At 72.2% G+C, this 12,707-nt stretch carries 11 protein-coding genes; 5 read left to right on the top strand and 6 right to left on the bottom strand.

Features of this window, described 5'->3' with window-relative positions; genetic code table 11:
* Positions 1-39: 39 nt before the first annotated feature.
* The 6 genes from HNR21_RS15360 to HNR21_RS15335 all read right to left on the bottom strand — a co-directional run bounded on the left by HNR21_RS15360 (position 40) and on the right by HNR21_RS15335 (position 7,091).
* The gene (locus HNR21_RS15360; RefSeq protein WP_182705762.1) at positions 40-756 is read right to left on the bottom strand and encodes an alpha/beta hydrolase; all 717 of its coding nucleotides are present in this window, start codon (positions 754-756) and stop codon (positions 40-42) included.
* Positions 753-2,255: an aldehyde dehydrogenase (NADP(+)) gene (locus HNR21_RS15355; RefSeq protein WP_182705761.1), complete on the bottom strand. Its 1,503-nt coding sequence runs from the start codon at positions 2,253-2,255 to the stop codon at positions 753-755. The genes HNR21_RS15360 and HNR21_RS15355 overlap by 4 nt, the downstream gene beginning before the upstream one ends.
* A 52-nt stretch (positions 2,256-2,307) precedes the next feature.
* Positions 2,308-4,209 carry a DUF6807 family protein gene (locus tag HNR21_RS15350; RefSeq protein WP_182705760.1) on the bottom strand — a complete coding sequence of 634 codons (1,902 nt, stop codon included), beginning with the start codon at positions 4,207-4,209 and terminating at the stop codon, positions 2,308-2,310.
* A complete protein-coding gene (locus tag HNR21_RS15345) occupies positions 4,206-5,249 on the bottom strand; it encodes a mandelate racemase/muconate lactonizing enzyme family protein (protein ID WP_182705759.1) in 1,044 nt (347 codons plus the stop codon). Before HNR21_RS15345 ends, HNR21_RS15350 begins: the two co-directional genes overlap by 4 nt.
* A 73-nt stretch (positions 5,250-5,322) precedes the next feature.
* On the bottom strand, positions 5,323-6,189 hold the full coding sequence (locus HNR21_RS15340; protein ID WP_119727707.1) for a 5-dehydro-4-deoxyglucarate dehydratase: 867 nt from the start codon (positions 6,187-6,189) through the stop codon (positions 5,323-5,325).
* 14 nt (positions 6,190-6,203) lie between these two features.
* On the bottom strand, positions 6,204-7,091 hold the full coding sequence (locus tag HNR21_RS15335; protein WP_182705758.1) for an NAD-dependent epimerase/dehydratase family protein: 888 nt from the start codon (positions 7,089-7,091) through the stop codon (positions 6,204-6,206).
* 146 nt (positions 7,092-7,237) lie between these two features.
* Here HNR21_RS15335 and HNR21_RS15330 point away from each other — a divergent pair, with 146 nt between their 5' ends.
* The 5 genes from HNR21_RS15330 (at position 7,238) to HNR21_RS15310 (ending at position 12,614) form a co-directional block, all read left to right on the top strand.
* Positions 7,238-8,200 (top strand): LacI family DNA-binding transcriptional regulator, encoded by a 963-nt coding sequence (locus tag HNR21_RS15330; protein ID WP_182705757.1) that lies wholly within the window; start codon positions 7,238-7,240, stop codon positions 8,198-8,200.
* Complete coding sequence (locus HNR21_RS15325; protein WP_119727705.1) at positions 8,197-9,183, top strand: aldose epimerase family protein; 987 nt, start codon at positions 8,197-8,199, stop codon at positions 9,181-9,183. The genes HNR21_RS15330 and HNR21_RS15325 overlap by 4 nt, the downstream gene beginning before the upstream one ends.
* Before the next feature lie 296 nt (positions 9,184-9,479).
* Positions 9,480-10,460 carry a carbohydrate ABC transporter permease gene (locus tag HNR21_RS15320; RefSeq protein WP_182705756.1) on the top strand — a complete coding sequence of 327 codons (981 nt, stop codon included), beginning with the start codon at positions 9,480-9,482 and terminating at the stop codon, positions 10,458-10,460.
* A complete protein-coding gene (locus HNR21_RS15315) occupies positions 10,444-11,304 on the top strand; it encodes a carbohydrate ABC transporter permease (RefSeq protein ID WP_119727703.1) in 861 nt (286 codons plus the stop codon). The genes HNR21_RS15320 and HNR21_RS15315 overlap by 17 nt, the downstream gene beginning before the upstream one ends.
* A 50-nt stretch (positions 11,305-11,354) precedes the next feature.
* Positions 11,355-12,614, top strand: coding sequence for an ABC transporter substrate-binding protein (locus HNR21_RS15310; protein ID WP_182705755.1), 1,260 nt, complete (start codon positions 11,355-11,357; stop codon positions 12,612-12,614).
* Positions 12,615-12,707 lie beyond the last annotated feature (93 nt).

Here is a 12,707-nt window from a genome sequence, read left to right as displayed (position 1 = left end):
TCTCTCGGAATCGGTTGTCGGAACGCCCCGGCGAACGGTTCAGCACCAGCCGAGATCGCGCAGGAAGGCGGCGCAGGCGGCGGTCCACGCCCCCGCCGGGTGGTCCGCCGCCAGACCCAGGCCGTGCCCGCCGGTCCGGTAGACGTGCAGTTCGAAGGGAACGTGGTGGCGGGCCAGCGCGCCGGCCACCAGGAACGAGTGCATCGGGCTGACGGAGGCGTCGTCGGCGGTGTGCCACAGGAAGGTGGGCGGGGTGTCGCCGTCGACGCGATGTTCCAAGGACAGGTCGTGCAGGTCCGCGGGGTCGGGGTCGGGGCCGAGCAGGTTGGTGACGGAGCCCTCGTGGGGCAGGGTCAGCAGGCTGGCCACCGGATAGGCCAGGACGGCCGCGTCCGGCCGCTCGGACGGGTCGGTGGCCAGCAGCCCGGCCAGATGCCCTCCGGCGGAGAATCCCAGCACCCCGATCCGGTGGGCGTCGATGCCCAGCCGGTCGGCGTTCGCACGCAGATGGGCGAGGGCGTTCCGGGCATCCAGCAGCGGCGCGGCGTACCGGTGCGGCGCGACCCGGTAGTGCAGGACGAACGCCGCGATGCCCAGCCCTGACAGCCACCGCGCGACGGGGGCGCCCTCGTGCTCGGCCAGGCGCGCATAGCCGCCGCCGGGCAGGACGAGCATCGCCGCCGTCCGGCCCTCCTCGCCGGAGGCCGGGAAGACGCCGAGCACGGCGCCGTCGGCGAGCAGGATGGTGTCGTTCACGGCAGTTCCAGGACGCCGTCGCGGCGCCGGGGCAGCGACCAGGGGTTGTCGTCGCGCAGGGCGGGCGGGAGGAGGGCGGGCGGGCAGTTCTGGTAGGCGACCGGGCGGAGGAAGCGGAAGACGGCCGCCGTGCCGACCGAGGTGGTGGTGGGGGCGGTGGTGGCCGGGTAGGGGCCGCCGTGCTGCTGGGCCCAGCCGACGGTGACGCCGGTGGGGTAGGCGTCGAAGACGAGGCGGCCGGCGCGCTCGCGGGCCAGGGCGATCAGGCGGGCGGCGAGCTTTTCCTCCTCCGGGCCGCTGTGCAGGGTCACCGTGAGGGTGCCGGGGGCGGCGGCCAGGGCCTCGGCGAGTTCGTCCTCGCCTTCGTATTCGAGGACGACCGTCAGCGGGCCGAAGCACTCCTCCAGCAGCAGGTCGCAGGAGCGCAGGAGCGAGACCGGGCCGGCGAGCAGGCGGGCGGTGACCTGGCGTCCGTCTCCGGTCCGGCCGGTCGCGACGGTGCGCAGGCCGGGGACGGCCGCACGTTCGGCCGCTCCCGCGGTGAACCCCTCGCGGATCGGGTCGCCGAGCAGCACCTGGGGGTCGAGGGCGGTGAAGTGCTCGGCCATCGCCTCGGCCAGCCCGCTGCCGGCGGGGGCCAGGACCAGGCCGGGCTTGACGCAGAACTGTCCCGCGCCGAGCGTCGCGGAGGCCGACAGGCCCGCCGCGATCTCCGCCAGCCGGGTCCGCGCCGCGCCGGGGGTGACGACGAGCGGGTTGAGGCTGCCGAGCTCGCCGTAGAAGGGGATCGGTTCGGGCCGGGACATGGCCAGGTCGTGCAGGTACCGGCCGCCGCCGACGGAGCCGGTGAACCCGATCGCCTTCACGCGGGGGTCCTGCACCAGGGCGATGCCCGCCTCGCGGCCGTGCGCGAGCTGCACGATGTCCCCGGGGAATCCGGCGGCCTCGGCGCCCGCCCGCAGCGCCGCGAGCGTCAGGACCGAGGTGTCCGGATGGAGCGGGTGCGCCTTGACCACGACCGTGCAGCCCGCCGCCAGGGCGCTGGCGGTGTCGCCGCCGCCGACGCTGAAGGCGAACGGGAAGTTGCTCGCCGAGAAGACGCCGACCACCCCGAGCGGGACGTTCATCCGGCGCAGGTCGGGTTTGGGCGGCGTGGCGCCGGGATCGGCGGAGTCGAGGCGGACGTCGAGGAAGGAGCCCTCGCGCAGCACCTCGGCGAACAGGCGGAGCTGGCCGCTGGTGCGGGCCGTCTCGCCGGTCAGCCGTACCTCGCCGAGGGCGGTCTCGGCGTCGGCGACGGCGACCAGCTCGCCGGTCCGCGCGTCGAGGGCGTCGGCCATGGCCTCCAGCAGGGCGGCGCGGCCCGGCGGCCCGGCCTCGTCGAGGACGGGCAGCAGGTCGTGGGCGCGGCGGCAGAGCGCGCCGACCTCCTGCGGCGTCGTCTCGGCGTGCTCGGTACGGCGTTCGCCGGAGCGGGCGTCGATGCTCCAGACGGTCACGGGTGTCCTCCAGGTCGGTTCGGTGGGACGGGCGGCCCCGCGGTGAAGGCCCTCATGGGTTCGTGTGCTCCGCGAAGAGGGCCGAGGCCCGTGCGGGGGTGAGCCGGCCGTCGGCGACCACCACGGTGATCGCGCGGTCCAGCCGGTCGGGGACGCTCAGCGGCGTGTCCCAGGCCAGGGCCGGTCCGACGCCGGGGTACTCGGCGACGCGGACGAACCACGGGTCGAGCCCGCGGGTCTGCACGAACAGCAGGCTCCAGTCGTCGCAGGTCAGCGCCAGCCAGGGCGTGCGGCTGCCGTGCACGGCCTGCTCGCCGGAGGCTTCGGCGGTGAAGACCGCCGGCCCGGTGGAGTCCTTGGGCGCACGCCAGAAGAACCCGCCGTAGCCCGCACCGGCCCGCCCCTTGCACGCCGAGCTCTGGATCGACAGCGGCTCGCCGGTCCGGTTGTGCAGGGTGAAGGCGAAGTCCAGCGCCCACGCGCCGGGCAGGGGGCGGGCCACCAGGGTGCGGTCCTCGGCGGCCAGGACGGTGCCGTCCGGGCCGATCCAGTCCAGGCGCTCGGCGAAGCCGCCGCCCACGGGGCGCAGCGACCGCCGCCGCTGCCGCCCGTGGTTGGGGAGGATCTTCGGTCCGACGCCGGGCACATAGGTGGAGCCGCCCCAGAAGTTGGCCCCGTTGACGTCCGAGATCGCCACGCCCGCCCCGAAGTGGTGCACGTGATCGTCGGGCTGGACCTCGGTGACGACCGTCCCGCCGAGCGTGCGGACCGGGTGCAGGTGGGGCCGCGGCGCGTCCGTCGCCTGCAGGTCGCCCCGCTGGACGTAGGTGGCGACCTGCTGCGGTCCGGCGCACAGCACGGTCTCCGGCCAGGGCTCCGGCCGGGGGCCGAGGCTGCCGGGGAAGCCGAGTTCCGACAGGGTCTTCAGCTCCGCCGCCGCGCGTACGGCCAGTCCTTCGATGCCCGGCAGCACCAGCCGGGTCGGCTCGGTGCGGGCGCCGCCGACGGGCAGCGGGTCGGGGGCGCGCCGGATCTCGTCCAGCAGCCGGGTGAAGCCGCCGGTCCGCGCCAGCGGCACCAGCAGTTCCTCGCCCTCCCTGACGTGCGCCAGGAGGTTGGCCAGCAGGTCGACCCGGTCGAAGCCGGTGCGGACGCCGTCCAGCTCCAGCTCGTCGACGGTGTAGAAGAGCCGGGCCGACCGCGTCCGGCCGTGCAGGTGCAGGTAGGGCTCGGTGCGGCGGCCGGCGCACAGGCTCACGGTGATCGCGATGACGGTCCCGTCGGCCAGGCGGATCCGGGCGCTGGAGGTGTCGTCGGACTCGATCGCGTTGGCCCGGTACAGCTCCAGTTCGATCCCCTCGACCGAGGAGACCTCGTCGGCGCCGGCGACGGCCAGCGCGGTGGCCACCGCGTGGGCGAACGGGTTGGTCAGCGCGCCGTCCATGACGTCCACGCCGTCCAGCCGGCGCCTGCCCGCCCAGGGCGCGCGGGAGAAATAGGAGAACGGCCGCGTCCAGGCGCCGGCGACGCCGATGCCGCGGATCGGCTCGCCCAGCAGCCCGGCCGCCGCCGGCACGGCGGCCGAGCCGAGCGACTGGAAGCCGACCTGGCAGGCCAGTCCGGTCTCGGCGACCGCGGCCGAGATCCGCTCGAACTCCTCGACCGACGGGGCGGGCGGCTTCTCCAGCAGCACGTGCGCCCCGGCCCGCAGCGCCGCGACGGCCAGCGGCGCATGGGTGTGGATCGGGGTGGCGATCACCGCGACCTCCGCGCCGGTCTCGGTGATCAGCGCCGGCAGGTCCGCCGAGCACGGCACGCCGAGATCGGGTGAGGGCCGGACATCGCAGACGCCGACGAGCTGGGCCCGACCGGCCCCGGCCAGCCGCCGGACGTTCTCCAGATGGTGGCGTCCGTATCCGTGGACTCCGGCGACCACCACGCGCACCGGCTTCACGTCGCCCACCTCGTCGGCGCCCCGGTGGCCCGCAACTCCGCTCCGGCGAACTCCACCGGGGAGGGGTCGGCGAGCAGCCCCAGCTCGGTCAGCGTGGCGTCCTCCACGCGCTCCACCATCGCGGGATGGTGCAGCGCGAGGGCGAGCTGGCCGGACAGCTCGGTGAGCAGGTGCGGATAGACCGGGACGTCGAACACGCGGGCCAGCTCGGCGATCCGCAGGAACGGGGTGATCCCGCCGACCCGCACGACGTTCGGCTGGACGACGTCGCAGGCGCCGGCGGTCAGCAGGTCGCGGAAGCCGTGGGCGGTGGCGACGTTCTCGCCGACCGCGACCGGAGTGCCGATGCCGCGCCGCAGCTCCACGTGGGCGGCCAGGTCGTCGGCGGGCAGCGGCTCCTCGATCCAGAACGGGTCGTACTCCTGCAGGGCGCGCAGCGCGGTCCGGGCCCGGTGCAGGTCCCACCGCTGGTTGGCGTCGATCATCAGCAGCCGGTCCGGGCCGATCACCTCGCGGACCGCCGCGACCCGCTCGACGTCCTCGGCCAGGGAGGGCCGCCCGACCTTGATCTTGACCGCGGTGTAGCCGGCGGCGACCCACCGTTCGGCCTGCGCCCGCAACTCCTCCAGCGGGTAGTGGCGGTTGATCCCGCTGCCGTAGACGGGGACGCTCTCGCGCCGCGCGCCCAGGACCTCGATCAGCGGGCGCTCGCCGCAGCGCAGGTCCCACAGCGCGAGGTCCACCCCGGCCAGGGCGATCGGGACGATCCCGGTCCGTCCCGCCTCACCCAGCCGGGCCGACAGCCGGTCCCAGACGACCTCCGGATGCGGCGGCAGGCCGATCACCGCGTCGCGGACGTCGTGTTCCAGCAGGGCCTTGATCGCGTGGGCGCCGATCTGCGGCGTCCAGGACAGCCCGGTGCCGCGGCGTCCGTCGTCCAGCGTGACCGTGACGAGCAGCGCGTGGTTGCAGGGCACGTCCGGACCCCACGGCCGGGTCAGGGGCACCGACCTCAGGGTGACCGACAGGTCCTCGATCACGACGCCTCCTTGTGGGGGGACAATCCCCCACACCCCCTGGTGAGAACAGCGCTCATGAACTCGCTCCGCTCGTTCATGACGCCACCAGGGCCAGACCCGACTTGATCAGCTCCTCCAGCTCGGCCTCGTGCTCGGGCGTCACGGGGACCAGCGGCGGCCGGGGGTCGCCGACGTCCAGGCCGCGCAGCCGTACTCCGGCCTTGACCAGCGACACCGCGTAGCCCGGCACCTTGGAGCGCAGCCGCACCAGCGGCGCGTAGAACGCGGTGAGCAGCCGCCGGTCGCCGTCCAGGTAGGCCCTGGCGATCTCGGGTGCGAAGCCGAACACCGCGCTGGAGTACAGGTCGACGCCCAGCGCCCGGTAGGCGGGCTGGGTCAGCTCGGCGGTCGGCAGCCCGTTGAAGAACAGGAAGTCCTCGCGGACGTCCCGGACGGCCAGCACGATCCGCTGGATGCGGTCGATGTCCCCCAGGCCGTCCTTGAGCCCGATGACGCCCGGGATCGCGGCCAGTTCGACGGCGGTCTCCGGTTCGAGCGCGATCGGCCCGCGCTGGTAGAGGATCACCGGCAGCACGGCGGCGACCGCCCGGACGTAGTCGGCGAAGCCGGGCCCCTGGGCGAGGTAGGGCGGCATGAGCAGCAGGCCGTCGGCACCGGCCGCGCGGGCGGCCCGCGCCTGGGCGAGCGCCGCGCCCAGCGGCCCGCCCGCTCCGGCGAACACCGGTACGGATCCGGCCACGGCCTGCACCGCCACCCGGACGGCCTCGGCGTGCTCGGCCTCCGACAGCGCCGTGAACTCGCCGGTCCCGCAGGCGGCGAACACTCCGCCGGGCCCGTGCTCGAGCCCCTGGCGCACGTGGTCGGCCAGTACGCCGGGCGCGAGTGCGCCGTCGGGGCCGAAGGGGGTCACGGGGAAGAAGAGAACTCCGTCGAGCTTCATCAGCAGGGCCTCTTTCAGGAGAGTTCGGTACGCCAGCTGCGCTTGGCGGTCCAGCCGAGCAGCCGCTCGGCCTTGGCGGAGGAGAAGGCGGGGGCGGTGCCGGTCAGGACGGAGGCCAGGCCCTTGGTCTCGGGCATGACGGCGGGCAGCAGCTCGGCCAGCGGCTCGCGGGCCAGGGCGTCGGCGGCACCGGCGAAGAAGACCTCGCCGTTGGTCTCCGGCCGCGCGAGCCCGGCCAGCAGCGCGTCGACGAAGTCGCCGGCGTCGCGGGCGTCGAGGTAGTTGAACAGGGAGGTCCCGCCCAGCTCGGGCCGCTCCAGCCGCTCGGTGATCGTGTGCCCGGTCTGGGTGGGGGCGCCCTCCCACTCCTCGGGGGCGACGACGAAGCAGGGGCGGAAGGCGGCCATGCGGGTGGTCTCGGTGCTCCGGGCGAACGCCTTCATGGTCTGCTCGGCCACGAGTTTGGACAGGTTGTAGGCGTTCCAGGGCTCGGTCGGGTGGTCCTCGTCCAGCGGTAGGTAGGAGGGGGTCCAGCCGCCCGGCGCGCCGTACCCGATCACCGTGGGGCTGCTGGCCACGACGAGCCTGTCCACTCCCAGGGCGACGCAGGCCGCGCAGACGTTGAAGGCGAGCTGGGTGTTGACGCGGAACGTGGTCGCCTCCGAGCGGCTGAACGGCACCGCGATGGCCGCCAGGTGGACCACCGCCTCCGGCCGGAACCGCGCGATCACCGAGTGGGCCTCGCCGAGGTCGGTGAGGTCGGCGGGCAGGACCGCGGCGGCCTCGGGCGGGCTGCCGGGCGCGGGGTCCACGCCGATCACCTCGTGTCCGGCCGCCGCGAGCGAGGTGACCACGCTGCGGCCGAGGCGGCCCGCGCTTCCGGTGACGAGCACTCTGCTCACCCTGTGGACTCCTTCCGGCACTGCAATCAGTTGCAGTAAACAATCCCGGCAGAGAAGGTGATACGTCAAGTAACCGTGGTAGTTCACCAGCAATCGATCTCAGGACGCTCGAACCGTTTGCAAACGGTTGCGTTAGGGTGTGCGACATGTCAGTGACCATTCGGGACGTCGCCCAGGCCTCGGGCGTCCATGTGTCGACGGTCTCCCGGACCTTCTCCGCGCCCCACCTGGTGAACGCCGAGACGCGGACCCGGGTGCTGGCGGTCGCCGAGCAGCTCGGCTACCGGCCCAACCGGGCGGCGCGCTCCCTGACGACGGGCCGCACCAACAACATCGGGCTGATCGTGGCGGACCTGGCCAACCCGTTCTTCCCGCCGCTGATCAAGGCCGCGCAGGCCGCCGCCCGCCGCCAGGACTACCACCTGTTCGTGGCCGACACCGACGAGAACCCCGCCGAGGAGGAGGACCTGGTGCTGGCCTTCTCCAAACAGGTGGACGGCATCGTGCTGTGCAGCCCCCGGCTGTCCAACAAGGCCCTCGAAAAGCTCGCCAAGCGCGTCCCGTTCGTCCTGGTCAACCGGCGGATCCGCGGGCTGACCACGGTCGTGATGGACGTCGCCCAGGGCGCCCGCGCCGCCATGGAGCACCTGGCGGGGCTCGGCCACCGGCGCGTCGCCCTGGTGTCGGGGCCGTCCGGCTCGTGGACCAGCGGCGAGATCCGCAAGGCCGTCCTGGAGACCCCCGATCTGGAGACGGTCGTCATCGGCCCCAACTCCCCCACCGAGGAGGGCGGCCTGGCCGTCGCCGCCCAGGTCGCCGAGGCAGGGGTGACCGGCGTGCTCGCCTACAACGACCTCGTCGCCATCGGGCTCATCGAGGGGCTGGGCGCCCTCGGCGTCGGCGTTCCCGGCGACATCAGCGTGATCGGCTTCGACGACAGCATCACCGGACGCCTGTACCGGCCCAAGCTCACCACGGTCGCGATGCCCGCGGGCGACGCCGGCCGGATGGCGGTCGACCTGCTCGTCCAGTCGATGAGCGCCGCCACCGTCCTGGAGACCCATCTGGTGGTCCGCGAGTCCACCGCTCCCCCGAAAGGAGTCCCATGAGCATCGATCCCGCGGGGCGTGAGGGCACCGTCTTCGGCGTCGCCCCCGGCGGCGAGCCGGTCGAACGGCACGTGCTCGCCAACGGCCGGCTGCGCGTGGCGGTCCTCAGCTACGGCGCGACCATCCAGCGGCTGGAGGTGGCCGACGGCGCCAACGTCGTCCTCGGCCTCGACACCCTCGAGGACTACCTGCACCGCAGCCGCTACTTCGGCGCGGTCGTCGGCCGCTACGGCAACCGCATCGCCCGCGCCAGGTTCACCCTCGACGGGATCGAGCACCGGCTGCCGGCCAACGACGGGGAGCACAGCCTGCACGGCGGGGTCCGCGGCTTCGACAAGCGGGTGTGGCGGGTCGAGTCGGCGGGCCCGGAGGAGATCACCCTGAGCCTGCTCAGCCCGGACGGCGAGGAGGGCTACCCCGGGACCCTGCGGGTGCGGGTCCGCTACCTGCTGGACGGGGACGCGCTGCGGATCGAGTACCGGGCGGTCGCCGACGCGCCCACCGTCGTCAACCTGACCAACCACTCCTACTTCAACCTCGCCGGCGCGGGCGACGTGCGCGGGCACCTCGTGCGGATCGACGCCGACCGCTACCTGCCCGTCGACGAGGGCAAGATCCCCACCGGCGAACTGGCCCCCGTGGCGGGCACCCCGTTCGACTTCACCGCCCCGGCCCGGGTGGACGCGCGGCTCGACGGCCGCTACGACCACTGCTTCGTGCTCCGGGGCGGGGCGACGGTCACCGATCCCGGCAGCGGCCGGTCGATGGAGGTGACCACCACCGAGCCGGGCGTGCAGTTCTACACCGGGCACATGCTCGACGGCCGCGCCACGCCCTACGGCCCGTTCGCCGGGCTCTGCCTGGAGACCCAGCACTTCCCCGACTCCCCCAACCGGCCCGGCTTCCCCTCGACGGTGCTGCGTCCGGGCCGGGAGTACGTCTCGAGCACGACCTACCTGTTCAGGACGCGGCCCGCCCCCTGAGGCGGGTGCGGAGGCCGCACCCGCCCGACCCGCCCGACCGGCCCCGACGCCGACCGGCAGGAGCCGGCCGGCGTTGCCGTGCTGCCATCGGGCGACTGCAATCGGTTGTACTAACCCAAGCCGGATCGGCCCGTTTTCGCTGCACTGCCGCTTCCAACAAGACCCGCTTGACCTGCCTAAATGCAGGGAACGACAGCGATGCATCGTGAGCTGGCTCACTGCAAAGGGTTGACGTCATCGGCGGTGACGCTATAGGAAGAGCGCATCCATCCCACCGACTCCCCGAAGGGCCAGTGATGACACTGAGTCCCGTAACGGCGAGGACGGCCAAAGCGCCGGTCAGGCCCCCCGAGGCGGCGGGCGCCCGCCGCCCCGGGCGCCGCAGGAGCTCCCGCAGCCGATCGCAGACCCGAGCGGCCTACCTGTTCCTGGCCCCCTGGTTCCTCGGCCTGTTCGCCATCACCCTCGGGCCGATCATCGCCTCGCTCTACCTGTCGTTCACCGACTACAGCATCCTGAGCGAGGGCCGCTGGATCGGCCTCGACAACTACGAGCGGATGTTCACCGAGGACGACCGGTTCCTCACCTCGCTGAAGGTGACGGCCACCTACGTCGTGGTGTCGGTCCCCCTGCAACTGGCCTTCGCCCTGGCGCTGGCGCTGGCGCTGGACAAGGGACTGCGCGGCCTGCCGTTCTACCGCTCGGTCTTCTACCTGCCGTCACTGCTCGGCGGCAGCGTGGCGATCTCGATCCTGTGGCGGAAGATCTTCGGGACCGACGGCATCGTCAACTCGTTCCTCGGCCTGTTCGGCTACGAAGGCCAGGGCTGGGTGACCAGTCCGGACACCGCGCTGTGGACGCTGATCGTCCTGCACGTCTGGACGTTCGGCGCCCCGATGGTCATCTTCCTGGCCGGGCTCCGGCAGATCCCGCAGAGCCTGTACGAGGCGGCCTCGGTGGACGGCGCCGGGCCGTGGCGGAAGTTCCGCTCGATCACCCTGCCGCTGCTCACCCCGATCATCTTCTTCAACCTGGTGCTGGAGGTGATCAAGTCGTTCCAGTCCTTCACCCAGGCGTTCATCGTCAGCGGCGGCACCGGCGGACCGGTCGACTCGACCCTGTTCTACACGCTCTACCTCTACAACAAGGGCTTCAAGGACTACGAGATGGGCTACGCGGCCGGAATGGCCTGGGTGCTGCTGTTCATCATCGCGGTCCTGACCGGCGTCAACTTCTTCATGTCTCGATTCTGGGTCTTCTATGGCGACGACAAGTAAGCCGGCGCCGGTCCTCTTCCGGCCCGCCCCGCGCCTGGTCAGGCATCTGCTGCTGATCGCCTTCGGGCTGTTCATGCTCTACCCGCTGCTGTGGATGGTCTCCAGTTCCGTCAAGCCCGAGGAACTCATCTTCCGGGAGCCGGGGCTGGTGCCGGGCGAGGTGACGGCCGAGAACTACAGCCGGGGCTGGGACGCCCTCAAGCACTCCTTCGGCTACTACCTGTGGAACTCGGCGCTCATCACCGGCCTGGCGGTGGTCGGCAACCTGGTGGCCTGCTCACTGGCGGCCTACGCCTTCGCCCGGCTGGACTTCCCGCTGAAAAAGGTGTGGTTCGCGGTCATGCTCGGCTCGATCATGCTGCCGCACCACGTCACGGTCGTCCCGCAGTACATCATGTTCGCCAAGTTCGACTGGATCAACACGATCTGGCCGATCGTCGTGCCGAAGTTCCTGGCCACCGACGCGTTCTTCATCTTCCTGATGGTGCAGTTCATCCGCACCCTGCCCCGGGAACTGGACGAGGCGGCGGCGATCGACGGCGCCGGTCACTGGCGCACGTTCGTCCAGGTGATCCTGCCGTTGTGCGTCCCGGCGCTGGCGACCACGGCGATCTTCACCTTCATCTGGACGTGGAACGACTTCTTCACCCAGAACCTCTACCTGACCGACTCCGACAACCTCACCGTCCCCGTCGCGCTCCGGCATTTCATGGACTCCAGCGGCGACTCCTCCTGGGGACCGCTGTTCGCGATGTCGATCGTCTCCCTCGGCCCGATCTTCGGTTTCTTCCTGGCGGGCCAGAAATACCTCGTCCGCGGCATGGCGACCACCGGTTTCAAATAGCCCTTCCGCGCCCCCTCACCCCCACTCCCCCACCCCCCGGAGGTACCCCGATGAAGCGCATCCTGGCGGCCACCGCCCTCACCTTGCTCGCGGTGCCGGCCACCGCCGCATGCGGCGGCGACGACGGCGGCTCCGACGGGAAGACGAAGGTCGTCTTCTCCTACTGGGGCAGCGACGCCCGGCAGAAGCTGACGGAGGCCGCCATCGCCAAGTTCGAGGCCAAGAACCCGACGATCGACGTCGAGGGCGACTTCTCCGACTGGGACAGCTACTACGAGAAGCTGGCCACCAAGACCGCGGCCGGCGACGCCCCGGACGTGATGACCATCGAGATCCGCGGCCTCGCCGAGTACGCCGGCCGCGGCATCCTCGCCGACCTGGCGGGCAAGGTCGACACCACCGGCCTCGACCAGCAGGTGCTCAAGGCCGGCCAGGTGGGCGGCAGGCAGTACGCCATCCCCACCGGCGTCAACACCTTCCCGATGATCGTCAACCGGGCGTCGGTGGAGAAGGCCGGCGAGAAGGTCCCCGACGACAAGACCTGGACCTGGGACGAGTACATCGCGCTCGCCCAGCGGATCACCAGTAAGAGCGGCGGCGACCTGTGGGGCACCGAGTGGAACCGCAACCCCGCCTTCCTGGAGATCTTCGCCCGCCAGCGCGGCGAGAGCTTCTACGCCGACGGCAGGCTCGGCCTCTCGGAGCAGACCGTCAAGGACTGGTGGGCCCTGCTGCAGAAGATCATCTCCACCAAGGCCGGCCCGGACGCCGCCAAGATGAACGAGACCGGCACCAAGGTCGACCAGGCCATGCTCGCCACCAACGACAGCGCGTTCGGCAGCTGGTGGAGCAACCAGCTCACCGCGCTGACCACCGGCTCCGGCCAGCAGCTCGACCTGCTGCGGATGCCCAAGGCCCCGGGCGCGGCCGGCTCCGGCATGTTCCTGCAGCCGGCCATGTACTACACGATCTCGGCCAGGACCGAGAACGCCGAGGCCGCCCGGAAGTTCGTCGACTTCATGGTCAACGACCCCGAGGCCGGCGCGATCCTGCTCAGCGACCGCGGCCTGCCGACCAACGCCAAGGTCGTCGCCGCCGTCAAGGACAAGCTGGCGCCGGCCGACCGGAAGGTGCTGGCCTTCATCGAGTCGACCAGGAACGAGCTGAGCACCGCCGCGGTCCCGCCGAAGGGCGCCATGGAGATGGAGGACATCCTCGAGCGCGCCACCGACTCGGTGCTGTTCGGCAAGGCCTCCCCGGACGCCGCGGCCAAGACCCTGCTCAGCGAGGCCGACGCCGCCCTCTCATAGTTCATTGCGCTCGCTCCGCTCGCGCGGCTCGCGGGCCTGGGGACGCGTGGTCGTTCGTCGTCGCGGGTCAAGATCGCTCGTTCCTCGCGATCT

This window comes from Thermomonospora cellulosilytica (assembly GCF_014138835.1).
In the GTDB taxonomy this organism is placed as follows: Bacteria; Actinomycetota; Actinomycetes; order Streptosporangiales; family Streptosporangiaceae; genus Thermomonospora; species Thermomonospora amylolytica.
Note: the sequence above shows the minus strand (reverse complement) of the source record. Positions and strands in the feature narration are given on the sequence as shown.

Bases quoted from the DNA above. Each gene is read 5' to 3' on its own strand.
- HNR21_RS15315 (WP_119727703.1), top strand. From the start codon at position 10,444: ATGGCGACGACAAGTAAGCCGGCGCCGGTCCTCTTCCGGCCCGCCCCG.
- HNR21_RS15340 (WP_119727707.1), bottom strand. From the start codon at position 6,189: ATGAAGCTCGACGGAGTTCTCTTCTTCCCCGTGACCCCCTTCGGCCCC.
- HNR21_RS15330 (WP_182705757.1), top strand. From the start codon at position 7,238: ATGTCAGTGACCATTCGGGACGTCGCCCAGGCCTCGGGCGTCCATGTG.
- HNR21_RS15320 (WP_182705756.1), top strand. From the start codon at position 9,480: ATGACACTGAGTCCCGTAACGGCGAGGACGGCCAAAGCGCCGGTCAGG.
- HNR21_RS15325 (WP_119727705.1), top strand. From the start codon at position 8,197: ATGAGCATCGATCCCGCGGGGCGTGAGGGCACCGTCTTCGGCGTCGCC.
- HNR21_RS15310 (WP_182705755.1), top strand. From the start codon at position 11,355: ATGAAGCGCATCCTGGCGGCCACCGCCCTCACCTTGCTCGCGGTGCCG.